Origin of the sequence: Catellatospora tritici (assembly GCF_019083965.1) — a bacterium.
Taxonomy (GTDB): domain Bacteria; phylum Actinomycetota; class Actinomycetes; order Mycobacteriales; family Micromonosporaceae; genus Catellatospora; species Catellatospora tritici.
On record NZ_JAHRCY010000001.1, the window covers coordinates 390,027 to 413,440 of the forward strand.

Annotated in this window: 27 protein-coding genes; 9 read left to right on the top strand and 18 right to left on the bottom strand. The window is 70.5% G+C overall.

Annotated elements, in window-relative coordinates:
- Positions 1 to 48: 48 nt before the first annotated feature.
- From KUA19_RS01770 to KUA19_RS42340, 5 genes are all read right to left on the bottom strand, one after another.
- Entirely contained in the window at positions 49 to 870 is an 822-nt protein-coding gene (locus KUA19_RS01770) for a F0F1 ATP synthase subunit delta (RefSeq protein WP_217394143.1), read from the bottom strand.
- Positions 870 to 1,400: a F0F1 ATP synthase subunit B gene (locus tag KUA19_RS01775; RefSeq protein WP_217394145.1), complete on the bottom strand. Its 531-nt coding sequence runs from the start codon at positions 1,398 to 1,400 to the stop codon at positions 870 to 872. Before KUA19_RS01775 ends, KUA19_RS01770 begins: the two co-directional genes overlap by 1 nt.
- A 69-nt stretch (positions 1,401 to 1,469) precedes the next feature.
- Positions 1,470 to 1,673 carry an ATP synthase F0 subunit C gene (gene atpE, locus KUA19_RS01780; RefSeq protein WP_212833416.1) on the bottom strand — a complete coding sequence of 68 codons (204 nt, stop codon included), beginning with the start codon at positions 1,671 to 1,673 and terminating at the stop codon, positions 1,470 to 1,472.
- Positions 1,674 to 1,789: 116 nt separating this feature from the next.
- Positions 1,790 to 2,593, bottom strand: coding sequence for a F0F1 ATP synthase subunit A (gene atpB, locus KUA19_RS01785; RefSeq protein WP_217394147.1), 804 nt, complete (start codon positions 2,591 to 2,593; stop codon positions 1,790 to 1,792).
- A 28-nt stretch (positions 2,594 to 2,621) separates the two neighbouring features.
- A complete protein-coding gene (locus KUA19_RS42340; RefSeq protein WP_254548395.1) occupies positions 2,622 to 2,954 on the bottom strand; it encodes an AtpZ/AtpI family protein in 333 nt (110 codons plus the stop codon).
- A gap of 274 nt (positions 2,955 to 3,228) precedes the next feature.
- On the opposite strand from KUA19_RS42340, the gene KUA19_RS01795 reads away from it, so the two are divergent.
- Positions 3,229 to 3,702: a hypothetical protein gene (locus KUA19_RS01795; protein WP_217394149.1), complete on the top strand. Its 474-nt coding sequence runs from the start codon at positions 3,229 to 3,231 to the stop codon at positions 3,700 to 3,702.
- Here the strand turns inward: KUA19_RS01795 and KUA19_RS01800 are convergent, their stop codons facing one another.
- The 4 genes from KUA19_RS01800 to prmC form a co-directional block, all read right to left on the bottom strand.
- Complete coding sequence (locus KUA19_RS01800) at positions 3,703 to 4,107, bottom strand: Cg1360 family ATP-synthase-associated protein (RefSeq protein ID WP_217394151.1); 405 nt, start codon at positions 4,105 to 4,107, stop codon at positions 3,703 to 3,705.
- A gap of 90 nt (positions 4,108 to 4,197) precedes the next feature.
- Positions 4,198 to 4,812, bottom strand: a complete 615-nt coding sequence (locus tag KUA19_RS01805; RefSeq protein WP_217394153.1) for an arsenate reductase/protein-tyrosine-phosphatase family protein — start codon at positions 4,810 to 4,812, stop codon at positions 4,198 to 4,200.
- A complete protein-coding gene (locus tag KUA19_RS01810; RefSeq protein WP_308167275.1) occupies positions 4,812 to 5,480 on the bottom strand; it encodes an L-threonylcarbamoyladenylate synthase in 669 nt (222 codons plus the stop codon). Before KUA19_RS01810 ends, KUA19_RS01805 begins: the two co-directional genes overlap by 1 nt.
- A gap of 54 nt (positions 5,481 to 5,534) precedes the next feature.
- Positions 5,535 to 6,377 carry a peptide chain release factor N(5)-glutamine methyltransferase gene (prmC, locus tag KUA19_RS01815; protein WP_217394157.1) on the bottom strand — a complete coding sequence of 281 codons (843 nt, stop codon included), beginning with the start codon at positions 6,375 to 6,377 and terminating at the stop codon, positions 5,535 to 5,537.
- Positions 6,378 to 6,445: 68 nt separating this feature from the next.
- On the opposite strand from prmC, the gene KUA19_RS01820 reads away from it, so the two are divergent.
- The 4 genes from KUA19_RS01820 (at position 6,446) to KUA19_RS43755 (ending at position 10,160) form a co-directional block, all read left to right on the top strand.
- Complete coding sequence (locus KUA19_RS01820; protein WP_217394159.1) at positions 6,446 to 7,444, top strand: ABC transporter ATP-binding protein; 999 nt, start codon at positions 6,446 to 6,448, stop codon at positions 7,442 to 7,444.
- Positions 7,441 to 8,226 (top strand): ABC transporter permease, encoded by a 786-nt coding sequence (locus KUA19_RS01825; protein ID WP_217394161.1) that lies wholly within the window; start codon positions 7,441 to 7,443, stop codon positions 8,224 to 8,226. The genes KUA19_RS01820 and KUA19_RS01825 overlap by 4 nt, the downstream gene beginning before the upstream one ends.
- Before the next feature lie 2 nt (positions 8,227 to 8,228).
- Complete coding sequence (locus KUA19_RS01830; protein WP_217394163.1) at positions 8,229 to 9,017, top strand: ABC transporter permease; 789 nt, start codon at positions 8,229 to 8,231, stop codon at positions 9,015 to 9,017.
- A 93-nt stretch (positions 9,018 to 9,110) separates the two neighbouring features.
- Entirely contained in the window at positions 9,111 to 10,160 is a 1,050-nt protein-coding gene (locus KUA19_RS43755) for a hypothetical protein (RefSeq protein ID WP_217394165.1), read from the top strand.
- Positions 10,161 to 10,167: 7 nt separating this feature from the next.
- Here the strand turns inward: KUA19_RS43755 and prfA are convergent, their stop codons facing one another.
- Together prfA and rpmE are read right to left on the bottom strand one after the other, a co-directional pair.
- Entirely contained in the window at positions 10,168 to 11,256 is a 1,089-nt protein-coding gene (gene prfA / locus KUA19_RS01840) for a peptide chain release factor 1 (RefSeq protein ID WP_217394167.1), read from the bottom strand.
- Positions 11,257 to 11,341: 85 nt separating this feature from the next.
- Complete coding sequence (rpmE, locus tag KUA19_RS01845; protein WP_217394169.1) at positions 11,342 to 11,566, bottom strand: 50S ribosomal protein L31; 225 nt, start codon at positions 11,564 to 11,566, stop codon at positions 11,342 to 11,344.
- Positions 11,567 to 11,727: 161 nt separating this feature from the next.
- On the opposite strand from rpmE, the gene KUA19_RS01850 reads away from it, so the two are divergent.
- The 3 genes from KUA19_RS01850 (at position 11,728) to KUA19_RS01860 (ending at position 14,424) form a co-directional block, all read left to right on the top strand.
- On the top strand, positions 11,728 to 12,819 hold the full coding sequence (locus KUA19_RS01850) for an RNA ligase (protein WP_217394171.1): 1,092 nt from the start codon (positions 11,728 to 11,730) through the stop codon (positions 12,817 to 12,819).
- 19 nt (positions 12,820 to 12,838) lie between these two features.
- Positions 12,839 to 13,741 (top strand): phosphatase domain-containing protein, encoded by a 903-nt coding sequence (locus tag KUA19_RS01855; RefSeq protein WP_217394173.1) that lies wholly within the window; start codon positions 12,839 to 12,841, stop codon positions 13,739 to 13,741.
- 98 nt (positions 13,742 to 13,839) lie between these two features.
- The gene (locus KUA19_RS01860) at positions 13,840 to 14,424 is read left to right on the top strand and encodes a Uma2 family endonuclease (protein ID WP_217394175.1); all 585 of its coding nucleotides are present in this window, start codon (positions 13,840 to 13,842) and stop codon (positions 14,422 to 14,424) included.
- A 181-nt stretch (positions 14,425 to 14,605) separates the two neighbouring features.
- Here the strand turns inward: KUA19_RS01860 and rho are convergent, their stop codons facing one another.
- Together rho and thrB are read right to left on the bottom strand one after the other, a co-directional pair.
- Complete coding sequence (rho, locus tag KUA19_RS01865) at positions 14,606 to 16,531, bottom strand: transcription termination factor Rho (protein WP_217394178.1); 1,926 nt, start codon at positions 16,529 to 16,531, stop codon at positions 14,606 to 14,608.
- Between the two features lie 391 nt (positions 16,532 to 16,922).
- Positions 16,923 to 17,825, bottom strand: coding sequence for a homoserine kinase (thrB, locus tag KUA19_RS01870; protein WP_217394180.1), 903 nt, complete (start codon positions 17,823 to 17,825; stop codon positions 16,923 to 16,925).
- A 74-nt stretch (positions 17,826 to 17,899) separates the two neighbouring features.
- Between thrB and KUA19_RS01875 the strand changes: the two genes are divergently transcribed.
- On the top strand, positions 17,900 to 18,331 hold the full coding sequence (locus tag KUA19_RS01875; protein ID WP_217394182.1) for a hypothetical protein: 432 nt from the start codon (positions 17,900 to 17,902) through the stop codon (positions 18,329 to 18,331).
- A gap of 20 nt (positions 18,332 to 18,351) precedes the next feature.
- On the opposite strand, the gene KUA19_RS01880 is transcribed toward KUA19_RS01875, so the two are convergent.
- The 5 genes from KUA19_RS01880 to KUA19_RS01900 all read right to left on the bottom strand — a co-directional run bounded on the left by KUA19_RS01880 (position 18,352) and on the right by KUA19_RS01900 (position 23,388).
- A complete protein-coding gene (locus tag KUA19_RS01880) occupies positions 18,352 to 18,543 on the bottom strand; it encodes a type II toxin-antitoxin system antitoxin (protein WP_217394184.1) in 192 nt (63 codons plus the stop codon).
- 9 nt (positions 18,544 to 18,552) lie between these two features.
- The gene (locus KUA19_RS01885) at positions 18,553 to 19,416 is read right to left on the bottom strand and encodes an SPFH domain-containing protein (protein ID WP_217394186.1); all 864 of its coding nucleotides are present in this window, start codon (positions 19,414 to 19,416) and stop codon (positions 18,553 to 18,555) included.
- A gap of 80 nt (positions 19,417 to 19,496) precedes the next feature.
- Positions 19,497 to 20,720: an MFS transporter gene (locus KUA19_RS01890; protein WP_217394188.1), complete on the bottom strand. Its 1,224-nt coding sequence runs from the start codon at positions 20,718 to 20,720 to the stop codon at positions 19,497 to 19,499.
- A gap of 113 nt (positions 20,721 to 20,833) precedes the next feature.
- Positions 20,834 to 21,883, bottom strand: coding sequence for a threonine synthase (gene thrC, locus KUA19_RS01895; protein WP_217394191.1), 1,050 nt, complete (start codon positions 21,881 to 21,883; stop codon positions 20,834 to 20,836).
- A 218-nt stretch (positions 21,884 to 22,101) separates the two neighbouring features.
- Complete coding sequence (locus KUA19_RS01900; protein WP_217394193.1) at positions 22,102 to 23,388, bottom strand: homoserine dehydrogenase; 1,287 nt, start codon at positions 23,386 to 23,388, stop codon at positions 22,102 to 22,104.
- Positions 23,389 to 23,414 lie beyond the last annotated feature (26 nt).

The following is a 23,414-nucleotide window of genomic DNA, read 5'->3' on the forward strand; positions in this document are numbered from 1 at the left end:
GTGTCGTGACTGTCAAGTCAGTGAATGCGTTCTCAGGGCTCGGCTGCGTCACTTGCCGACGAGCGCGTTGCGGACCGCGGCCAGACGCTTGGCGACCGTGCCGTCGTACAGGTCGCTGCCGACCTTCACACTCAGGCCACCCAGCACCGTGGGGTCCACGGTCACCTTGACCGAGACCTGACGGCCGTAGATCCCCGACAGCGAGGACGCCAGTCGGGTCTCCTCGGCATCAGTCAGCGGCTGCGCCACCGTGACGTAGGCGATCTGCGCCTCGCGCCGTTCGGCGGCCATCTCGACCAGCCGGCTCAGCGCGTTGCCGAACGACCGGCCGCCGAACCCGCCCACGGCCAGCTCGGCCAGGCGCACGGTCACCGGCTTGGCCTTGTCGGCCAGCAGGCCCCGCACCAGCTCCACCCGGCGCGACACCGAGGTGGAGAAGTCGCCGATCGTGGCGGCCAGGCCCGGGTCACCGGAGACGATCTGCCCGAAACGGAACAGCTCGTCCTCTACCTCGGCCAGGTCGCCGGACTGGTCGGCCGAGGCCAGCAGCGCTTCCGCGCCCAGGCGCTCGGCACCATCCAGCAGCTCCGACGCGGCCGACCAGCGGCCGGACGCCAGCACCGCCAGCAGGTCCAGGCTACCCTGGCCCACCTTGCCCGACAGCAGGCTGCGAACCAGCTCACCGCGCTGGTCGCCGGGCCGCGACGGGTCCGACAGCGCCCGGCGCAGGCGCGGCTCGCGAGCGAGCAGGTCCGCGAAGGCGAGCAGCTCGTCGGCCGTGGCCGCGGTGGCCGCCGCCCCCGCCGCCTGGGCGCTCTCCTCGAGCGCTACCCGGGCCGCGGTGTACGACTCTCGGCTTGCCGCCTGCATCAACGCGCCCCGGCGGTCTCGAGCTCAGCCATGGCCCGCTCGACGGTGCCGCGGCGACGCGCCTCGTCCTCCAGCGACTCGCCGACGATCTTCCCGGCGAGGCTGACGGCCAGCGCGCCCATCTCGGTCCGCAGCTCGCGAACGATGCTCGCGCGCTCACCGGCCAGCTGGTCGCGACCGGCCGCGATGATGCGGTCGGACTCTTCCTTGGCCTTGGCCAGCACGTCGGCACGGATGCCCTCGGCGTCGGCGCGGGCCTCGTCGCGGATGCGAGCGGCCTCGGTGCGCGCCTCGGCCAGCTGCGCCTTGTACTGCGACAGCAGCGCGGCGGCCTCGGCCTGAGCCTTCTCCGCCTTGACCAGACCGCCCTCGATGGCCTCGACGCGCTGCTGGAACATGCTCTCCATACGCGGGAACACGTACTTGGTGAGCACGAAGAGCAGCACACCGAAGGCGATGAGGCCGACGATCACCTCAGCGATCGGCACGCCGAGCACGTTGTAGGCGTGCCCTTCTTCAGCGATGTTCATAAGTCACTCCCCTTCGGGGGTGACCGGTCGCGGGCGACCGGTCACCGAACGTCTCGGCCTATGAACGCGTTACTTGACGAAGGCGAGCACGAAGCCCAGCAGGGCCAACGCCTCGACCACGGCGAAGCCCATGAACATGTAGGCACGGGTCAGGCCCGCGCTCTCGGGCTGACGGGCGGTCGCCTGGATGTAGGCAGCGAAGACCAGACCCACGCCGATGCCGGGGCCCAGGGCCGCGATGCCGTAACCGATGACGTTAAGGCTGCCGCTCATGTCGGTTTTCCTCCTGCGTTGGACGCGTGCCAGTCACGCGCACGTTTTGGTATGTAGGTACGAACGATCTTCAGTTGTTGATCGAAAGCAAAGGTGAAGGTCGCGCCGGGCGCGGATCAGTGCTCTTCGGAGATCGAGCTCTGGAAGTACGTCGCCGACAGCAGCGTGAAGACGTACGCCTGCAGGCTCAGGATGAAGAACTCGAACAGCGTCATGATGATCGCGAACGCCCAGCTTCCCAGCGCGGCCCCCTTGAGCAGCGCGTTCTGTGCGTTCCACAGCGCGACGCCGCCCAGGGTGAACACCAGCAGGATCAGGTGGCCGGCGAACATGTTGGCGAACAGACGGACCGACAGCGTGATCGGCCGCAGCACCAGGTTCGAGATGAACTCGATCGGCACCAGGATCGGGTGCACCCACCACGGGACGCCGGGCTGGACGCAGGCGTGCTTCAGGTAGCCGAAGACGCCGTGCTTGCGCATGCCCAGGGCGATGTAGATCAGCCACGTCATCACCGCGAGGACGATGGGGAAGGCCAGGTGCGAGTTCGGCGAGATCTGCGCGAACGGGATGATGCTCCACAGGTTCGTCACGAAGACGAACACGAACACCGTCGCGAGGTACGGCGCGAAGCGCACGCCCTCCTTGACGCCGATGATCTCACCGGCGATGTTGTTGCGCACGATCCCGTAGACCGACTCGGCCAGCCACTGCTTCTTGGTCGGGACCAGCGTGGGGTTGCGGTACGTCGCCAGGAAGAACACGATGACGATCGCGACGGCGATCCAGATCAGCAGTGTCATCTTGGTGAACGCGGGGCCCCAGAAGTTGCCCTCGAGGGACGGGATCAGGCTCTTGAAGTCGAAGCTGTCCACGCTGGGAGGAAACTCCTCAGCAAGGAACCCCGGCTGCGTAATCAACCTGTCATCCTCCGTCGATCGGGTACGGTCACCCGTCCAGTCTCTTCACGGTCAAGAAGACTCCGGCGGCCGTGCCGCCGATCAACCCGATCAACAGCCCGACGTTGGGGAGTCCCAGCCACTTATCGATGAGCCATCCGACCCCTCCCCAGACCAGCATTCCGCCGAGGAGATACCCGATGGCCGCCCAACCCGCATCGGCGCCCGCAGGTAGGGGGCGCTTCGGAGGCTGGTCATCGGCCATGACGCGGCGAACAATATCAGCCACTTGGCGCAGGGAGACAAGCGCCCCCCGGCCCACCATGGCCAAGCTCACCTTGCCCTTCGTGACCAGTACATACGTACCGGTCACGACGGTCATCAATGTCTAGTTCGCGTTTTGTACATATTTCAGATGTTTACTGTATCTTTTCCGCCGCTTGTCACTCCCGACATCGGCCCGCCGATTGTCACATTTCAGCCCACCCGACGCCAGAGTTCGCCACCTCGCAGCCGTCGATGGCGGCCGACGGCGCAGGTCCCGCACGACGTGGCGAAGCACACAGTGAGAACTCGTGTGCCCACAGTCAAAGATCTACATTGCTTTACTTACAGGTACCCGCTGAAATAGAGGAAACCCCTCGAACCTCCCGGCGGTGCTGAAGATGCGCAAGGCGATCGCGCCCATGCTGTTGGTGCTGGTCACGGTGCTAGGTGCCGGGTGCGAGCCGCGCGGCAACGACGACGCCTCCGCAACCAAGCCGGTGCACTGCACCGTCGTGGTCGACGGCCCCAGGAAGAACGAGGACACCGGCAAGGTCTCCGGCCAGGTCCGCTACCGCTGTGCGACGCCGGGGGCCGAGCGGCTCACCCTCAAGATCCGCATCGAGCAGCGGCAGGGCGACAGCGACAAGTGGCGCACGGTCGCCTCGAAGACCTACACGCTCAGGGGGAAGCAGACCTACGCCCCCGAGCTGAAGTACGAGGCCAAGGACGTGACGATGAGCTGCCACGAGGGCAGCTACCGCACCGTGGTCGACTGGAGCCGCACCTCGCGCAAGGACACCGAGGGCGACAACCTGGTCAGCGGCGCCGTGCGCAACCCGTGCAAGCCGAAGATCTTCGACTGATCACTTGATCAGGTCGACGTCGACGTACGAGATGCGGCTGTTCCACACGTACCAGGCGTGGCCGACGGTCCAGGCGATCGCGGCCACGCCGATCCCGAGCGCCATCGGCTTCAGCCCCGCCCAGCCCGTCTGCGCGATCCTGGCCATGACCAGGAACAGCACCGTGAACTTGATCGCGTAAGTGGCCAGCCCCAGCGAGAGCAGCAGCTTCGGGTTGACCGAGTCCGCCCAGGCCAGGATGAAGCTGGTGAACAGGTAGCTCACCCCGACCAGCGCGACGCCCGCGAGCACGCCGAGCGCGGCCGTACCCCCGGCGGTCAGCCAGGCGACCGGGGTCGCCACCGCCGCGACGACGGCCGTGACACCGAGCATGTACGGCAGGAACTTCAGCCGCTTCGCCAACATCACGCCACCTCAGAGTCGATCATGAACCCGTGCACACGACACGCCGTCCAACCCTGCCATAAGTTCATGATCAACTGGTAGAGAGGCTGGTCACGGGAGGGGGAGGAGGGTGGCGGTCAACGGGGTGAGGACGTCCTGGATCTCGTCGCCGACGCGGGTGAAGACCTGGTCGCCGCGGCCCCAGGGGTCGTCGAGGTCGTCCTTGGGTTGGGCGGGTTCGCCGTTGCGGGCGGTGGCGACCGCCGCGACCAGGGCGACGCCGCGGTTGTAGACGGCGTCGGGGGTCGGCTCGGCCGGGGGCAGCTCGGAGACGTCGACGCCGGGCAGCAGGCGGCCGAACTCGCCGAGCACGAAGGTGCGGTCGGCGGCGTCGGGGCGCAGCGCGGTGACGTAGTCGTACTGGTCGGCGGTGGCGGTGAGGATCAGATCGGCGGCCTCGATGTGCTCGGCCCGCAGCTTGCGTGCGCTGAAGCCGTCCGGCGACGCGCCCCGGGCGCGCACCTGGCGGGCCGCGGACGGGTTCATCTCCTCGTCCTCGTGCCAGCCACCGGTGCCGGCCGAGTGCGACAACACCAGGTCCGTCCCGTCTGCGGAGCCGCCCAGCGCGGCGGCGCGCTCGGCCACGGCCCGGGTCAGCAGGCGCTCGGCCATCGGCGAGCGGCAGATGTTGCCCATACACACGTGCAGCACGGTGAACGGGGCCATCACGCCTCCCCCGGCCCGGCGATGTCGGGGGCGACCTCGCGCAGCTGCTCGATGTCGATCGCGCCCGCGCGCAGGACGCGGGGCCGCTCGCCGGTCAGGTCGACGATGGTCGACGGCACCGGGTTGGGGCACTCCCCCGCCTCCAGGTACACGCTGACCTTGTAGCTGAGCTGCTCACGAGCCTCTTCCGCGGTGACCGCGGCGGCCTGGCCGGTCAGGTTGGCCGAGGAGACGGCCATCGGGCCGGTCTTGCGCAGCACCTCCAGCGCCACCGGGTGCAGCGGCATGCGCACCGCGACGGTGCCGCCGGTGTCGCCCAGATCCCACTGCAGGCTCGGCGCCTGCTCGACCACGATGGTCAACGCGCCCGGCCAGAAGGCCTCGACCAGGTCGCGGGCGACGCCCGGCAGCCGCAGCACCAGCCCGTCGAGGGTGTGCCGGGAGCCCACCAGCACCGGCGGGGGCATGTGCCGACCCCGCCCCTTGGCGCTGAGCAGGTTGGTCACCGCCCAGGGCTTGAAGGCGTCGGCGCCGATGCCGTACACCGTGTCGGTCGGCAGAACCACAAGGTCGCCACTGGATACGGCGTCGATCGCGGCCTGAATGCCCCGGTCACGTTCGACGACGTTCCGACAGTCGTAGAGCCTCACGGTGAGCCAGTCTGTCACGCGGTTTTCATCTGGTGCGAACCGCATCGTGCGGCGGGCGTGACGCGTCGCTGATCAGGCAGTGGCCCCGCCCGAGCGCACCGCGGTGGTGAAGCGGGGCCGCCCGGCCAGATCCGGGTGCGTCATGATCTCGGTGAAACCGTCGGACAGCAGCTCGCGCATGGCGTCGGTGTGCGTGTCGTCGTGCTCGATGCCGAGCTGGCCGCCCGGCCGCAGCACCGCCGCCGAGCGGGTGACGATCACCGGGATGAGCTCCAGTCCGTCGGGTCCGGCGAAGACCGCGTCCTGCGGGTCGTGGCCGACCTCCGGGGGTACGGCCACCGTCGACGGCACGTACGGCGGGTTGCACAGCACCAGGTCCACCGCCTGCGGCAGCGCGACGTCGCGCACGTCCCCCTCGACCACCACCACCCCGGTGCCCTCGACGTTGCGCCGCAGCCAGGGCAGCGCGCCCTCGCCGCGTTCGACGGCATAGACGCGCGCGTCGGGGCGGGCGTCGGCGACGGTCACCGCCAGCGCCCCGGTGCCGCTGCACAGGTCGAGCACGGTTGGCACGCGTACCTCGCGCAGCGCCTCGACCCCCCACCGGGCCAGCAGCTCCGTCTCCGGACGCGGGATGAACACGCCCGGCCCGACCAGCAGATCCCGCCCCAGAAACGGCGCGGTGCCGGTGAGGTGCTGCAACGGGATCCGCTGCGCCCGCAGCTCCACCAGCCGGTCCAGCACCTCGGCCTGCGCGTCGGTGATCTCGCCGATGAGCAGCAGCGCGCCACGCGGCACGCCCAGCACGTACGCCGCCAGCAGCTCCGCGTCGACGCGCGCGGAGTCCACGCCCGCCTCCGCCAGCCGGGCCGCCGCCCGCCGCAACCGCATCGACAACGTGCCCGCTCCGCTCATCCGATCACCGTATCCGCAGACGGGAAACCGGTTGCCTCCGACGGCAGCTATTGGCGAGGGTGACCGGCATGGCGTTGGTGGAAGCCCAAGGGCTGACGAAGATCTTCCGTCGGCCGCAGAAGGATCCGGGCCTGCGCGGCTCGCTGAAACACCTGGTGCGGCCCAGATACCAGGATTTCACCGCGGTGGCCGGGATCGACCTGGCCATCGAGGCGGGCGAGTCGGTGGCGTACGTCGGCCCCAACGGCGCGGGCAAGTCGACCACGATCAAGCTGCTCACCGGCATCCTGGTGCCCACGGCGGGCACGGTCCGGGTGGCGGGCGCGAACCCGCACGTGGACCGCATGGCCAATGCCCGCAACATCGGGGTGCTGTTCGGCCAGCGCACTCAGCTGTGGTGGGACCTGCCGGTCCGCGAGTCGCTGAACCTGCTGCGCGACATGTACGACCTGACTCCCGCCGCCTACCGCGAGCGCCTGGACCGGCTCGACGCCGTCCTCGACCTCGGCGACCTGCTGCCCGTGGTGGCCCGCAAGCTGTCGCTGGGCCAGCGCATGCGCGCCGACCTGGCCGCCGCGCTCCTGCACACCCCGCGCATCGTGTACCTCGACGAGCCGACGATCGGGCTGGACATCTCGGTGAAGGACAAGGTGCGGCAGTTCCTGCGCGAGCTGCGCGCCGACGGCACCACGCTGATGCTGACCACGCACGACCTGGGCGACATCGAGGACGTGTGCGAGCGGATCGTCATCATCGACGAGGGCCGGATCATCTTCGACGGGCCGCTGGCGCAGATGAAGGACCGGTTCGCGCGTACCCGGCGGATGCGGTTGCAGCTGGCCGAGCCGACGCCGGTGGAGAAGGTGGCCGCGCGGCTGCCCGACGCCGAGGTGCTGGCGGGCGACGGGCCGCAGGAGGTGACGGTGGTGTTCGACCGGTTCACCCATACCGCGGGGCAGGTGATCGCGGCGGTGCTGGACGTGGTCGAGGTCGGTGAGCTGCACCTGGACGAGCCCGCGATCGAGGACGTGGTGCGCAAGGTGTACGCCGGGGAGCTGCTGCGATGAGCGCGTACCTGTCGTTGTGGCGGATGTCGACCCGGCGGATCATGACGTACCGGATGAACTCCCTGCTCTCGTGGCTCGGCGGCGGCCTGTACCTGGCCTCGTCGCTGGCGGTGTGGCACGCACTGCTGGCCGACGGCGAGATCGGCGGCTACGACTGGCCGCACATGAAGACGTACCTGCTGGTGGGCTGGGCCTCGGCGGCGATCGGCTCGGCGTACGGCGACTGGTGGATGGCCGAGCGGATCCAGACCGGGCAGGTGGCGATCGACCTGACCAAGCCGATCGACTACCAGTGGGCCCGGTTCAGCGAGCACATGGGTGGTCTGGCGCTGGAGTTCACGGCGATCGCGATCGCGGGCGGCGGCATGATCGTGCTGACCGGCGGCATCCCGGTGCCGACGGTGGAGCAGGCGCTGCTGTTCGCGGCCAGCTTCGCGATGGTGCCGCCGCTGAAGTTCACCATCGCCTACTTCACCACCATGACCTGCTTCTGGACCCAGAACTTCATGGGCGTCTCCTGGGCCAAGGACGGGCTGGTCACCCTGTTCAGCGGGGCGATGATCCCGCTGGCGCTGCTGCCCGCGTGGCTGGGCGGGCTCGCCTCGGTGCTGCCGTTCGCGAGCCTCACCGCCACCCCGGCGGCGCTGCTGCTGGGCCAGGCGAGCGGGCTGGAGGCGCTGCGGCTGCTGGCGGTGCAGGCCGCCTGGGTGCTGGCGCTGTGGTGGGCGGCCCGGCTGGTGTGGCGGCGCGCGCTGCGCGCCCTGACCGTCCACGGAGGCTGACGATGCTGCGCACGCTGCGGATCTATCGGCGCGGGCTGGGTGCCAACCTGCGCGCGGTGCTGGAGTACGAGGCCGACTTCTGGATCCTGGTCGTCGCCGGAGCCCTGTTCCAGACCCTGAACCTGCTGTTCCTCAGTTCGGTGTTCGCGCACGTGCCAACCCTGAACGGCTGGACCTTCCCGGAGGCGCTGCTGCTGACGGGCATGTTCGGCGTGACCATCGGGACCGGCCCGCTGTTCTTCGAGGGCACCTGGCGGCTGGCCGGGAAGATCAACCACGGCGAGCTGGACTACGCGCTGGTGCGGCCCGCGCCGGTGCCGGTGCAGGTGATCAGCGGCGGGATCGGGCTGCACGGCGTGGGCGACATGCTCGCCGGAGGTGCCATGATCGCCTGGGCGCTGGCCCACCTCGACGTCGCCTGGTCGCCGGTGCGCGTACTGGTCGCGCTGGTGCTGCTGGTCAGCGCGATCACGGTCAACCTGTCGCTGGTGGTGCTGGGCAACTGCGCGTCGTTCTGGATCGCCGGACCACACCCGTTCTTCGCGGTGACGCTCATGAACATCAACAACCTGGTGCGGTACCCGATCGGCATCTTCGGGCTGGGGGTGCGGGCGGCGCTGACGCTGGTCGTGCCCTGGGCGTTCATGACGTACTTCCCGGTCGCCTGGCTGCTGGACAAGCCGTCGCCCTGGATCGGCCTGCTCACCCCGCTGGCCGCGCTGTACCTGGCGCTGCTGGCCCGCACCGCGTTCCGCGCGGGCCTGCGCCGCTACGACAGCGCAGGTCACTGACGGTACGGCCCCGGCTGATCGTCCGTTCGGGCGATGCCCGCCGCAACTGCCGTCAGTAACGTCAGCGGGTCATCATGATCACGGGGAGTTGAGATGGCCCGCACCGCTCGTCGCCTGCTGCTGACCCTGGCCGCGCTACTGGGGTGTCTCACGGCGCTGGCCGAGCCAGCACAAGCCGCGGGCACGGTGCAACTCGAGGGGGGCTGGTCCTGCCAGTCCCAGAACGCCGGCAAGTTCTACGGCACATACCTGCTCGACTCGACGGTGAGCACACCGGCGACCATCACCGAGGTCAGCGGCCTGCCGAGCAACCTGATCAGCCGCCGCCCAGCGGCGGGCTCCGTGCTGAACACCTACGACACGGCCCCGATCGACGTGTCCGGCAGCGTGGACAGCCCGCAGACCTACACCCTGCGCGTGTCGCTGCGCTGGGAGAGCCGGACCGACGGCGGACCGCTGGAGCAGACGCTGACCCAGACGCTGCGCCTCAACCCGTGCCAGCCGGACCTGCGGGTCACGATGAAATCCGAGTGCGCCAAGCAGATCACCCTGACCATGACCAACGGCGACAGCACGGACATGCAGCGGGTTGGCGGGTACGCCTTCCCGGACATCACCGCCTCGGGCGGGTACCACAACAACTACATCGCCATCCAGCCTTGGCGTGGCCCGTCCATGGTCTACCTGGAGGGGGCCGAGGCGGACTGGGTGACCGTCAAGCACCTCGGCGAGGTCGTCTTCGAGGGCACCTACCAGCGTCCGGCATGGTGCTCGGGTGGCGCAGGGCCCGACTCACCGAATCCGGCCACCACCGGCGCCAGCGGTCACGACACCGGTGGCCAGCCGACCGGCGGTCAGCCGACCGGCGGTCAGCCGACCAGCGGCGGCGCCGGGCCGACCTCGCCGACCGGATCCGCGTCACCGGCACTGTCAGCGGCGTCCCCGTCCGCGCTCGCCTCGGACGAGGCCGCGACCAGCGCATCCCCCACCGCCGCCACGGTCCTGACGGATCTCGCCGGCGACGAGAGCAGCGGCCCGCTCAGCCCGACAGCGGTCTGGACCGCGCTCGGGGCGGCGGTCGTGCTCGCCCTCGGGCTGGGCGCGTGGTTCGGCCTACGGCGGCGGCGGGCCAAGGCCGCCTGACCGGCCGCTACTGACGGGACAGTTCCGTCTCGCCCGCCAGGCGGGCGGCGCGGTCGGCGGTGGTGAGCGCGTCGAGGACGGCGTCGATCTCCCCGCCGAGCGCGATGTCCAGGTTGTACGCCGTGTAGCCGATCCGGTGGTCGGTGATCCGGTTCTGCGGGAAGTTGTACGTCCGGATCCGCTCCGACCGGTCCACGGTGCGGATCTGCGCCTTGCGCGCGTCGGCGGCGGCGGCCAGCGCCTGCTCCTCGGCGTACTGCGCCAGCTTGGCGCGCAGCATCCGCATCGCCTTGTCCTTGTTCTGCAGCTGCGAGCGCTCGTTCTGGCAGGTCACCACGGTGCCGGTCGGGATGTGCGTGATGCGCACCGCCGAGTCGGTGGTGTTGACCGACTGACCGCCCGCGCCCTGCGACCGGTACACGTCGATGCGCAGGTCACCGGCGTCGATCTCGACCTCGGTCTCCTCCGCCTCCGGCATGACCAGCACGCCGGCGGCTGAGGTGTGGATGCGGCCCTGCGACTCCGTGGCGGGCACGCGCTGCACCCGGTGCACGCCGCCCTCCCACTTCAGCCGCGACCAGACGCCGTTGCCGCCGTCCGGCACCCCCCGGGTCTTGATGGCCACCGAGACGTCCTTGACGCCGCCCAGGTCGGACTCCTGCGAGTCGAGCACCTCGGTCAGCCAGCCGTGCTTCTCGGCGTAGCGCAGGTACATGCGCAGCAGGTCCCCGGCGAACAGGGCCGACTCCTCGCCGCCCTCCCCGGACTTGATCTCCAGGATCACGTCCTTGCCGTCGTTGGGGTCACGCGGGGCCAGCAACTCGGCGAGCTTCTCCTCCAGCTCGGGCAGCCGCTGCTCCAGCGCCACCGCCTCGGCGGCGAAGTCGGGGTCGACCGAGGCCAGCTCACGCGCGGCCGCCAGGTCGGCGCGGGTGGCCGTCAGCTCGCCCGCGGTCTTGTGAATCGGAGTCAGCTCGGCGAAGCGCCGCCCCACCTTGCGGGCGGCCGCCTGGTCGGCGTGGATCGACGGGTCCGCCAGTCTCGCCTCCAGGTCCGAGTACTCGGCCAGCAGGGCGTCGAGCCGTTCGTTGCTCATGTCCGAATCCTCCCTAGAAACGATACTTTCCGGCAACAGCACGACGCCCGCCCCGTGAAACACGGAGCGGGCGCCGGAAAGACAGCTACTTGGCGTCCTTCTTCTGGACCTTGGCGTACTTGGCCTGGAACTTGGCGACCCGGCCGGCGGTGTCCATGACGCGCTGCTTGCCCGTGTAGAACGGGTGGCAGGCGCTGCAGGTCTCAGCGTGGATGGCGCCACCCTTGGCGGTGCTGCGGGTGGTGAAGGTGCTGCCGCACGAGCAGGTGACGGTCGTCTCCTGGTACTGCGGGTGAATACCGGACTTCATAGCCTCGGTCCTTTCAAGTCGTGGGCGCTGGGTCGCCGTCACCGCGGTCCGCGATAACGCGGGTCCGCTCGGGCGTGAACCAGTCCCGGTCTGGCCGACTGACCAGTATGCCATCTATCTCGGATGCGCCCTGCGGCGGTCTCTCGGTAGCGTCACCGGCCATGTCCCCCCTCGCAACAACGACACTGGATGCTCTGTTCCCGGCCCCCGCGCTCGAGCGCGCCCTGACCGAGGGACTGGTCCGCAGGCAGCGGCACCCGCACCTGCCGTTGACAATCTTCAACTACACCGAGAAGTGCACGTATGCGAACCTCTGGGACACGGTGACCCTTTCCTGCCGCGGCCTGATCACCGACGACACCGGTGTCGTGGTGGCGCGCCCGTTGGCCAAGTTCTTCAACCACGGCCAGCCCGGCGCGGCCGAGATCGGCCTGGACGAACCCGTGCTGGTCACCGACAAGGCCGACGGCTCGCTCGGTGTGATCTACCCGACCCCGGACGGTCCGGCGGTGGCCACCCGCGGGTCGTTCAACTCCGACCAGGCGCGGCACGCCACCGAGCTGCTGCGCAAGCGGTACCCGCACTGGTCGCCACCGACGGGCCGCACCGTGCTGGTGGAGATCATCTACCCGGCGAACCGGATCGTGGTCGACTACGGCGGCCTGAACGACCTGATGCTGCTCGGTGCGGTCGACATCACGACCGGGCGCTCGTACGGCCCCGAGGGCGTGCCGGACTGGCCCGGTCCGGTGGTCGAGGTCTTCGGCTACGCCACGTTCGCCGAGGCGCTGGCGGCCCCCGCCCGCCCCGGGCGGGAGGGGTTGGTCGTGCACGCGGTCGGCCCGGACACCCGCGTAAAGATCAAATATGCCGACTACCTGCACCTGCACCGGATCATCTACGGGCTGCACGCCCGGGGCATCTGGGAGGCGCTGGGCGCCGGGGCGACGGTCGCGCAGATCGCCGAGCCGCTGCCCGACGAGTTCCACGGCTGGATCACCTCGGTCGCCGACCGGCTGCGCACCGAGATGCGGACCCGGTCGGCGCGCATCGAGCAGACGTACGAGCAGATCCGCGCGGGCCTGCCCGAGGGCTGGACCCGAAAGGACTTCGCGCTCGTCGCCGGGCGCCACGAGCTGCGCGGCTACCTGTTCGCGCGCCTGGACGGCAAGGACTACCGGCCCGCCCTGTGGCAGGAGGTGCGGCCGGAGGCGAACGAGACACCGCACGGCCGTACCTTCGACGACGAGTAGCCCGAGACCGGAGAGCCACATGCCCACCCTGACCATCACGCCGACCCTCACGATCACGAGAGGCCTGCCCGGCTCCGGCAAGACCACCTGGGCCAAGACGCAGCCGGGCACCGTCCGCGTCAACCGGGACGACCTGCGCCGCATGCTGCACGGCGGCAACCTCGGCGAAGGCTGGGCCGAGGTTCAGGTCACCGTGGCCCAGCGCGCCCAGGTCGAGGCGCTGCTGCGCGCCGGAGTCGACGTGATCTGCGACGACACCAACCTGCGCGCCAAGGTGGTGCGCGAACTCGCCGAGCTCGCCGCCGCCTGCGGGGCGCGCACGGTGCTGCGCGACTTCACCGACGTGCCGCTGCAGACCTGCCTGGACCGCGACGCGGCCCGGCCCGAGAGCGAGCGGGTCGGCCCCGAGGTGATCCTGCGCATGCACGAGCGCTACCTGGCCGGGCACCGCACCGAGATCGTCCTGCCCGAGCCGGGGGTGCACCGCACCTACGTGCCGCCGCCGGGGATGCCCCGGGCGATCCTGGTCGACCTGGACGGCACGGTGGCGCTGATGGGCGCGCGCAGCCCGTACGACCACACCCGCGTCCACCTGGACCTGCCCAACCAGCCGGTCATCGACGCGGTTCGCGCCCTGCACGCCGCGGGCCACACGGTGGTCTACTGCTCCGGCCGGGTCGACGCCTGCCGCGAGGCGACCGCCGCCTGGCTGGACGAGCACGTCGGCGTCCCGTACGCCGGGCTGCACATGCGCAAGACCGGCGACCAGCGCAAGGACTCCGTCGTGAAGCAGGAGATCTTCGAGCGGGAACTACGCGACAACTGGCACGTCGTCGCTGTGCTCGATGATCGCAACCAGGTGGTGCGGATGTGGCGGGAGCTGGGGCTGACCGTGTTCCAGGTCGCCGACGGCGCCTTCTAGCCCTCCGGGGTAAGGAAGGGCACCTTCTTATCGTCTTCCGTAGTAGAAGGTGCCCTTCTTAACATGGGTTGACAGACGTCAGTGCAAGGGGACCTACGGTGACCAAGCTGTCGCAGAAGCTCACCCGGGACGGGACGGCCACGCCGCCCGCCGCGGTGACCGTCACGCCGGACGAGTACGACACGCTGCCCCCCGACAGCCGCATCGAGCTCCTGGACGGAGTCCTGCGCCCCATGACGCCACCGACGGCGCGGCATCAGATCGTCATGATGAAGCTGCTCGCCGCCCTGCTCCGCCGCTGCCCGCCCGCCCTGGCCGCCCTGCACGAGCAGGAGATCCGGCTCGCCGACGACCTGCGCCGCAACCCCGACGTGCTGGTGGTGCGTGCCGGTGCGGTCAACCTCGACTGGTTCAGCTTCCCGCCGCGCGAGGTGGTGCTGGCCGTGGAGATCGTCAGCCCGGGTACACAGACCGCCGACCGCAAGCACAAGCCGGTCGAGTACGCCGACGCCGGGATCCCGTTCTACTGGCGGGTCGAGCCGACCCCCGTCTTCGCGGTGCACACGTTCCACCTGGCCGAGACCGACGCCTACGAGTCGACCGGCGTCTTCGGCGAGGGCGAGTTCATCACCGTACCGGGCCTGGACTGGGCGGCCATCCCGGTCGCCGACCTCACCCCCTGATCGCGCGCCATCCCCTGACCGCGTGCCCTCGCGCTGCGCCGCGCTGTGCCGCCCCTGCCGCCCAGCGACACGCCGCGCCGCCCCGCCACGGCACGCCACGCGCGTAAAAAGGGCACCTTCTACCTCGCAAAGCGAGGTAGAAGGTGCCCTTTCTTACGTACGACCGGGCCGTGGGCGAGGGTTACTCGCCGGGGGTGGTCTTGGCGATCTGCATCAGGAACTCGATGTTGGTGCGGGTCTGCTTGAGCTTGTCCAGCAGCAGGTCCAGCGCCGCCTGCGAGTCCAGCGAGTGCAGGACCTTGCGCAGCTTGTGCACGATCACCAGCTCCTCCGGCGCCAGCAGGATCTCCTCCTTGCGGGTGCCGGACGGGTCGATGTCGATCGCCGGGAAGATGCGCTTGTCGGCGATCTTCCGGTCGAGCTTGAGCTCGGCGTTACCCGTGCCCTTGAACTCCTCGAAGATGACCGTGTCCATCATCGAACCGGTCTCCACCAGCGCCGTGGCGATGATGGTCAGCGACCCGCCGTTCTCGATGTTGCGGGCCGCGCCGAGGAAGCGCTTGGGCGGGTAGAGCGCGGTCGAGTCGATACCGCCGGACAGGATGCGGCCGGAGGCCGGCGCGGCCAGGTTGTACGCCCGGCCCAGACGCGTGATCGAGTCCAGCAGCACCACCACGTCGTGACCCAGCTCGACCAGGCGCTTGGCCCGCTCGATCGCCAGCTCGGCGACGGTGGTGTGGTCCATCGGCGGCCGGTCGAAGGTCGAGGCGATGACCTCGCCCTTCACCGAGCGCTGCATGTCGGTGACCTCTTCAGGACGCTCGTCCACCAGCACCACCATCAGGTGGCACTCGGGGTTGTTCGTCGTGATCGCGTTGGCCAGCGACTGCAGGACCATCGTCTTACCGGCCTTGGGCGGCGACACGATGAGCGCGCGCTGCCCCTTGCCGATCGGCATCACCAGGTCGATCACGCGCGTGGTCAGGATCTGCGGCTCGGTCTCCAGGCGCAGGCGCTCCTGCGGGTACAGCGGAGTGAGCTTGTAGAACTCCGGCCGACGGCGAGCCTCATCGGGCTCCATGCCGTTGACCGTGTCCAGCCGGACCAGCGGGTTGTACTTGTCGCGGCGCTGCTCGCCGTCGCGGGAGGCCCGCACGGCGCCGGTGATCGCGTCACCGCGGCGCAGCCCGTACTTCTTGACCTGCGACATCGACACGTAGACGTCGTTGGGGCCCGACAGGTAGCCGGTGGTGCGCACGAACGCGTAGTTGTCGAGCACGTCGACGATGCCGGCGACCGGCACCAGGACGTCGTCCTCGCTCACCTGCGGCTCGGCACCGCCGCCGGCGGCACCGCCGGTCTCGCGGTCGCGGCCGCGGCGGCGGTCGCGGAACCGGCTGCGCCGACCGCGGCGGCCGTCGCCGTCCTCATCCCCGTCGAAGTCGCGCTCGCGCTCGCGCTCACGCGGCGCGCGGTCGGCGCTGCGCTCAGCGCGCTCGCCCCGCTCCGCGTTGCGCTCACCGCGGTCGGTCCGCTCGCCCCGCTCGGCGCGCTCGCCCCGCTCGGCGCGCTCGCCCCGCTCGGAGTCGCGCGGGCCGCGCTCGCTCCGGTCCGAGCGCTCGCCGCGTTCGCCGCGGTCACCACGCTCGCCCCGCTCGCCGTTGCGCTCCCGGCGCGACTCACGGCGACCTTCGCCCCGCTCGCGGCCCTCGGGGGCGGCGGCGGACGCCTCAGCCTCACCACGCGGCTCCGGCGCCCCGCGGCGGCCACGACGCTCGCCACGCGGCTCGGCACCCTCCGCGCCGGCGGGCTCGGCCGCGGTCTCGCGGACCTCGGCCCGCACCTCCTCGCGCGCCGGCGCGGCGGCCGCGGCGACGTCAGCGCGGGGACGCGGAGCGCCACCACCCTGGCTGGCCGTGATCGCGGCGATCAGCTCGCCCTTACGCATGCGTGCGGTGCCCGTGATGCCCAACCCCGCTGCGAGGGTCTGCAGCTCAGGCAGCAGCTTCGCAGAGAGACCGCTGCCGGCGGTACGGCGGCGCCGGCCGGTGGAGGCGTCGTCAGCGACGTGGGAGACATCCGACGTCATGTCGGTGGTGTCGCTCAATGGATTCCTTCCCTCGATTGGCCGGGGCAGCCCGGGTCTTCTTTCGACAGTGGCGGCCGGGCGGCCTCGGATACCCGTGGGTGCTCATCGCGAGCCCTACGGGGGTTTTTGCGCAGTCTCGACGGTGTTCCCGATTTCCGTCCAGAAGCGACGGGCAGGGCACCAGGAGCGTGCGATCAGGCTGCGGCAGGCGTAGACAGGGGGTGGACGGCCGTACTGTCAGGCAAACGTGTCCGTCTGAACCGAGCTCCGGCTGCGCCGCCCCGCTGAAGATCGGGCGCTTCGCGGCTGTGCTGCCCTAGAGCGTAATCAACGACTTAGACCAGCGGCAACACCGGGCTACTCGGCGTGTCTGAACTGCTGCAAAAACTCAGGTGATACGCCCCGGTTTCTAACTAGGCATCCTACCTTCGCGTACGATGGCCCCGCCAGCGTTCACCGAAAGACTGTGGGCCAGCCAACTGCCGGACGGGGCGAAACCGGACGGCAGGGGCGACAACACCAGCACGCTGGGACCAGCGCCGCTGACGACGGCGGCGGCCCCCGCCGCCCGCAGCCGTGCGACCAGCTCGGCGGTCTCCGGCATCCCCGGCGCGCGGTAGCCCTGGTGCAGCCGATCCTCGGTGGCCTCGTAGAGCAGCCCCGGAGCCTCGGTCAGCGCGTGCACCAGCAGCGCCGAACGGCCCGCGTTGAACGCGGCGTCGGCATGCGGCACCTGCGGCGGCAGTGCGGCGCGCGCTGCGGCGGTGAAGCCCCGGACCGCGGGCACGAAGACGGTCGGACGCACCCCGGAGGCCACCGGCAGCGACACCGCCCTGGCGCCGGTCGCGCCACCCCAGGCGATGGTGAACCCGCCCAGCAGGCAGGGCGCGATGTTGTCAGGGTGCCCCTCGATCCGGCCGGCCAGGCGCACCTCGTCGGCCCGGCTGAGGCGGCCGCCCGCCAGCGCGTTGGCCAGGGTCACCCCGGCCACGATCGCGGCGCTGGACGAACCCATGCCGCGGGCCTGCGGAATACGGTTGCGACAGTGCAGACCGAGGCCGGACGGCTGTGCGCCCAGCTCGGCGAAAGTTTCCCGCATCGCGCGTACGACCAGGTGGGTGTCGTCGGCGGGCAACTCCCCGGCGCCCTCGCCCTCGACCGTGACCCGGGTCTTTCCGTCCTCGGTCACCCAGGCGGTGACCTCGTCGCACAGGTCCAGCGCCAGGCCGAGCGCGTCAAACCCCGGGCCGAGGTTCGCGCTGGTCGCCGGGGCCAGCACGGTGCGGGCGCCCGGTTCGAAGGTGATCGTCACGCGGTCATTATCGGACTGCGCGGGTGGTGACCGACCGGTACGGTGTGCCGGTTGTCCACCCCTCGGGAGATCACATGAACTTCGACGACCCCACCGAACTCGCGTGGGCCATCCCCGCCCTGCTCATCCCCCTGGCGCTGCTGGCCGGGCTGGTCCTGGCGCTGGTGCTGCGCAAGCGGCTCGGGGCCGCCGCCACCACGCTGATCGTCCTGGGCTGTGCGTTGGGCGTCGCGCAGTTCGGCTTCGCCGTCTGGTGGTCGTACTGGGGCTACAGCATGATGCTGCGCTCGGTCTACGAGGGCGACGTCAAGGACCGGTTCACGATGATCCGCGTAATCAGCACCCTCATCAGCACCAGCGAGCTGCTCTGGGTGTCGCTGCTGCTGGCGGGCGCGTTCGTGGGCCGCAAGCGCCCGCAGCCCGCGCAGGTCGACCCGGCGCAGGTCGACCCGGCGCTGTTCGCCCCCAAGCCCGGTGAGTCGGAGTGGACGGTCCCGTCAGTCTGACGATGCTCCACTGCGGACGGTCAGTCTTCCGACTCGTCGTCCTCGATGACCGCGGTGGGGCGGTCGACCGGCCGCCCCACCGATTTCAGCGCGTTGCGCAGTGCGTACTCGATCTGCGCGTTGACGCTGCGCAGGTCGTCGGCGGCCCAGCGGGCGATCGCGTCGTACACCGCCGGATCGAGCCGCAGCAGCAGCTTCTTGCGCTCAGCCACACGTCGTCCTCAGTAGAGGGTGCCCGCGTTGACGACGGGTTGCGCGGCGCGATCGCCGCACAGCACCACCAACAGGTTCGACACCATCTGCGCCTTGCGCTCCTCGTCCAGCTCGACGACACCCTGCTCGCGCAACTGCTCCAGCGCGCCGGAGACCATGCCCACGGCTCCCTCCACGATGGTCGCGCGGGCGGCCACGATCGCCTGCGCCTGCTGGCGCGCGAGCATGGCCTGAGCGATCTCCGCAGCATAGGCGAGATGGGTGATCCGTGACTCGACCACCTCGACCCCGGCCAGCGCCACCCGCTCACGCAGTTCGGCGGTCAGCTCGTCGCTGACGGCGGCGGCGTCGCGCAGGCTGGTGCGATCGGTGCCGTGCGCCTCGTACGGGTAGCTGGTGGCCAGGTGCCGCACCGCCGTCTCGGCCTGCACCTCCACGAAGTTCACGAAGTCGTCGACGGCGAACTTCGCCGCGTATGTGTCCACCACGCGCCACACCACCACGGCGGCGATCTCGACGGGGTTGCCGTCGGCGTCGGACACCTTCAGCCGGTTGGACTCGAAGTTGCGCACCCGCTTGGAGACCTTGGTCTTCTCGGTCAGCGGCCAGGTCCAGTGAAACCCGGGCGTGTCGATCGTCCCCGCGTACGAGCCGAAGAACTGGATCAGCCGGGCGTCGTTCGGGCTGATCACGATGAACCCGGTGCAGATCAGCGTGATCAGCACCGCGGCGACCGCGACGGTGATGCCGATGACGCCGTCCCCGCCGGGCGTCTCGAACTTCGCCGCGATGACCGCGATGGTGGTCGCCAGCACCGCCAGCGCCACGAGTACCAGCAGGAACCCAGAGACCCGGAACGCCCGCCTCTGCATGACCGCCTCCCCAATATCGAAGTGATATCACTAAGCTAGCAGGGCCGGTCAAGCCCCGCTCGGGAGGTGAACGGGAGCGGTCAGTCGGCGGTGGCCAGGGCGGGCGTGGTGGCGGTGGTGGTCAGGCGGCGGGTGACCAGGCGCCAGCCGACGGCATACAGCAGGGTCGTGGTGGCGCAGCAGGCGATCAGCAGCCGCACGTCGACCGAGTCCACGAAGAAGCCGACGACCAGCTGCGACACGGTCACCGCCAGCATGGCGATCATCTGATCGCTGGCGCCGACCCGGCCACGCAGCTCGTCGGGCACCTCCTGCGCCAGCGCGTAGTTCGACATCACCCAGTTGCCGCCGCCGGCCGCGTGCGCGACGAAGATTCCGGCGAGCACCAGCGGGAACCAGGTGGCCACGGAGACGCCGAGGTAGACCACGCCATAGGTCGACATGGAGATGGCCAGCGCGGGGAACAGCCAGTGCGGGCGGGCCAGCGCCGCCCGGAAGACGAACGGGCCGACCAGGCTGCCCAGACCTCGTACCGCGAACATCAGGCCCAGCCCGCGCGGCCCGACGCCGAAGGCCGTGGCCAGCAGCGGGAACGTGGCCAGCAGACCGTTGCCGACGCCGACCGCCGACTTCACGGTGACCAGGGCGAGCAGCCGCGGTTCGCGCCGCAGGAAGCGGTTGGCCTCGCCGATCGCCGCGAACGCCGGGCGCGGCTCGATCTTCCCGGGCTCCCGCGTGGGGCGGTGGATGCCCGAGGTGAGCAGGGCGGCTCCCACCAGCCCGAAGGCGACCAACCCGAAGCACGCGTACGGGCTCAGCCAGGCGCTGACCACCCCGCCCAGCGACGAGGCGAGCACGGTGACCGTCCCCCAGGCCGCGCCGTGCACCGCCATCGCGGGCGACAGGTCACTGCGGTCGACCAGGTTCGGCATGGCCGCGTTGGCGGCCGGGGTGTAGAACGCCTTCGCCCCCGACAGCGCCGCGACCGACACCAGTGCGATCGGACCCGCCCACGAGCCGTGCACCAGGAACAGGCCCACCACGGCGATCAGGGCGGACAGGTTCGAGGTGATGAGGATGCGCTTGCGGTCGAACCGGTCCGCGATCGTCCCGGCGTACGGCAGCAGCAACGCGACCGTGCCGGTCTCCGCCGCCAGGGCCAGGCCGCCCCACAGCCCCTGTCCGGTCTTCTCGTTGAGCAGCAACAACAGGGGGACCATGACGAACCAGTCCGCGCCGAACACGATCAGCTCGGCCAGGAACAGCCGCCGGAAGTCACGGTTGGAGGTAAGGACCCGAAACACAGAGGCACCGTACACCTGGGATGCTCGGAGGCATCGTCCGCCACCCCCGATCTCGGCGGATACGCGAGCCGCCGCCGACCCGTGGCGGGTGGCGGCGGCGTAGGCGATGCGACTCAGGCGAGGTTGAGCTCGCGGGCCGCGGCCAGCAGGTCGTTGCCGATCGTGGTCGGAGCCGGGGCGGTGGAGATGGCCCACTCCGGGTCCTTGAGACCGTGGCCGGTCACCGTGCAGACGATGCGCGAGCCCGCCGGGAGCCTGCCCGCGGCGGCGCTCTGCAGCAGACCCGCGACACTGGCCGCCGAGCCGAGCTCCACGAACACGCCCACCTCGCGGGCGAGCAGCCGGTACGCCGAGAGGATCTCGCGGTCGGTGACCGCCTCGATCAGGCCACCGGACTGGTCCCGGGCGTCCAGGGCCTTGGTCCACGACGCCGGGTTGCCGATGCGGATCGCGGTCGCGATCGTGGACGGGTTGGCCACCACCGCGCCGTCGACGATCGGGGCGGAGCCGGCGGCCTGGAAGCCGAACATCCTCGGGGCACGGGTCGCGTTGCCCGCGACCACGTCCTCCTGATACCCCATCCAGTACGCGCTGATATTGCCCGCGTTGCCGACCGGCAGGCAGTGGATGTCCGGGGCGTCGCCCAACGCCTCCACGATCTCGAACGCGGCGGTCTTCTGGCCGTGCAGCCGGTCGATGTTGACCGAGTTGACCAGCGCCACCGGGTAGTCCTGTGCCAGCTTGGCAGCCATGCTCAGGCAGTCGTCGAAATTGCCGCTGACCTGCAGCAACTTCGCACCGTGCACCAGCGCCTGGGCCAGCTTGCCCAGCGCGATCTTGCCCTGGGGCACGAGGACCGCGCAGGTGATCCCGGCGCGGGCGGCGTACGCCGCGGCGCTGGCCGAGGTGTTGCCGGTGGAGGCGCAGATGATCGCCTTCGCGCCCTCCTCGACGGCCTTGGAGACCGCCACGGTCATGCCGCGGTCCTTGAACGAGCCGGTCGGGTTGGCACCCTCTACCTTCAGGTAGACGTCACAGCCGGTGCGGTCGGACAGCACCGGCGCCGGGACCAGGGGCGTGTTGCCCTCGTGCAGCGTGATCACCGGCGTCTTCTCCGACACCGGCAACCGGTCGCGATACTGCTCGATCAATCCACGCCACATGCTGGCCCCCTTACCGATTGTCATCGGCTACCTTGCCCGTTCAACGCCGCAGCCACCACCAGGGTTCCACCCAGCGGGACATGCTCCATCCTCGCACCGTCCCGCCGGGCGGCCCAGCCGCCTGTCGATCAGGAAGCCGTGCCACCGCCACGCCGTCGAACCGTGCCATAGGTTCATGATCGACCCGCGAGGCGGGCGGGGGCGGGGGGGCGGGTGGGCTAGAACTCGACGCGGAGGAGGCTGGCCACGGCGCGGACGAAGTCGAGAGTGCGCAGTTCGGAGACCGTGGCGGCCAGGGCGGCGTCAGGGGCCGAGTGGGTGACGATGACCAGGATCGCCTCGTCGCCGCGGCCGGACTGGTTGACCGTGGCGATGGAGACGTCGTGTTTGGCGAAGACCCCGGCCACGGCGGCGAGCACCCCGGCACGGTCCGCGACGTCCAGCGACACGTGGTACCGGGTCCGCACCTCGCCCATCGGGCGCACCGGCAGGTCGGCGTAAGCGGACTCGCTCGGGCTGCGTACGCCCGCGAGCCGGTTGCGGCCCACCGCGACCAGGTCACCCAGCACCGCGCTGGCCGTCGGCGCGCCGCCCGCGCCCCGGCCGTAGAACATGAGCTGCCCGGCGGCGTCGGCCTCGACGAACACCGCGTTGAACGACTCGTTGACCCCGGCCAGCGGGTGGGTGCGCGGGATCATCGCCGGGTGCACCCGCACGCTGACGCCGCCGTCGGCGGTGCGGGTGGCGATGCACAGCAGCTTGATGACGCAGCCCATGGCCTTGGCACTGGCCACGTCGGCGGCGCTGACCTCGGTGATGCCCTCGCGGTAGACGTCGGCGGCCCGCACCCGGGTGTGGAAGGCGAGGCTGGCCAGGATCGCGGCCTTGGCGGCGGCGTCGAAGCCCTCGACGTCGGCGGTCGGGTCGGCCTCGGCGTACCCGAGGGCGGTGGCCTCTTCGAGGGCCTCGTTGAAGCCGGCGCCGGTGCTGTCCATGGCGGACAGGATGAAGTTGGTGGTGCCGTTCACGATGCCGGTGACCTGCATGATCCTGTCCCCGTGCAGCGACTCCCGCAGGGGGCGCAGCAGCGGGATGGCCCCGGCGACGGCAGCCTCGTAGTACAGGTCGGCGCCACCCTCGGCGGCGGCGTCGTGCAGGCTGCCACCGTCCTCGGCCAGCAGGGCCTTGTTGCCGGTGATCACGCTCTTGCCCGCGCGCAGCGCCTCGACCAGCCAGGTGCGCGCGGGCTCGATGCCGCCGACGACCTCGATCACCACGTCGACGTCGTCCCGCTTGACCAGCCCGAGGGCGTCGGTGGTGAACAGGGCGGGGTCGACCGGCAGGTTGCCCCGGTCGCGCCCACCCCTGCGTACGGCGATGCCGACCAGCTCGATCGGCGCGCCGATGCGCGCCGTCAGGTCGTCGGCCTGCTCGTGCAGCAGCCTGACGACCTCCGAGCCGACCGCGCCACACCCCAGCAGCGCCACCTTGAGCGAGTCAGCCACTTGTCTCTCCGATGCGTTCCGGCGAG

Bases quoted from the DNA above. Each gene is read 5' to 3' on its own strand.
- KUA19_RS01770 (WP_217394143.1), bottom strand. From the start codon at position 870: ATGCAGGCGGCAAGCCGAGAGTCGTACACCGCGGCCCGGGTAGCGCTC.
- KUA19_RS01775 (WP_217394145.1), bottom strand. From the start codon at position 1,400: ATGAACATCGCTGAAGAAGGGCACGCCTACAACGTGCTCGGCGTGCCG.
- atpE (WP_212833416.1), bottom strand. From the start codon at position 1,673: ATGAGCGGCAGCCTTAACGTCATCGGTTACGGCATCGCGGCCCTGGGC.
- KUA19_RS42340 (WP_254548395.1), bottom strand. From the start codon at position 2,954: ATGACCGTCGTGACCGGTACGTATGTACTGGTCACGAAGGGCAAGGTG.
- KUA19_RS01800 (WP_217394151.1), bottom strand. From the start codon at position 4,107: ATGTTGGCGAAGCGGCTGAAGTTCCTGCCGTACATGCTCGGTGTCACG.
- KUA19_RS01805 (WP_217394153.1), bottom strand. From the start codon at position 4,812: ATGGCCCCGTTCACCGTGCTGCACGTGTGTATGGGCAACATCTGCCGC.
- prmC (WP_217394157.1), bottom strand. From the start codon at position 6,377: ATGAGCGGAGCGGGCACGTTGTCGATGCGGTTGCGGCGGGCGGCGGCC.
- KUA19_RS01820 (WP_217394159.1), top strand. From the start codon at position 6,446: ATGGCGTTGGTGGAAGCCCAAGGGCTGACGAAGATCTTCCGTCGGCCG.
- KUA19_RS01825 (WP_217394161.1), top strand. From the start codon at position 7,441: ATGAGCGCGTACCTGTCGTTGTGGCGGATGTCGACCCGGCGGATCATG.
- KUA19_RS01830 (WP_217394163.1), top strand. From the start codon at position 8,229: ATGCTGCGCACGCTGCGGATCTATCGGCGCGGGCTGGGTGCCAACCTG.
- KUA19_RS43755 (WP_217394165.1), top strand. From the start codon at position 9,111: ATGGCCCGCACCGCTCGTCGCCTGCTGCTGACCCTGGCCGCGCTACTG.
- prfA (WP_217394167.1), bottom strand. From the start codon at position 11,256: ATGAGCAACGAACGGCTCGACGCCCTGCTGGCCGAGTACTCGGACCTG.
- rpmE (WP_217394169.1), bottom strand. From the start codon at position 11,566: ATGAAGTCCGGTATTCACCCGCAGTACCAGGAGACGACCGTCACCTGC.
- KUA19_RS01850 (WP_217394171.1), top strand. From the start codon at position 11,728: ATGTCCCCCCTCGCAACAACGACACTGGATGCTCTGTTCCCGGCCCCC.
- KUA19_RS01855 (WP_217394173.1), top strand. From the start codon at position 12,839: ATGCCCACCCTGACCATCACGCCGACCCTCACGATCACGAGAGGCCTG.
- KUA19_RS01875 (WP_217394182.1), top strand. From the start codon at position 17,900: ATGAACTTCGACGACCCCACCGAACTCGCGTGGGCCATCCCCGCCCTG.
- KUA19_RS01885 (WP_217394186.1), bottom strand. From the start codon at position 19,416: ATGCAGAGGCGGGCGTTCCGGGTCTCTGGGTTCCTGCTGGTACTCGTG.
- thrC (WP_217394191.1), bottom strand. From the start codon at position 21,883: ATGTGGCGTGGATTGATCGAGCAGTATCGCGACCGGTTGCCGGTGTCG.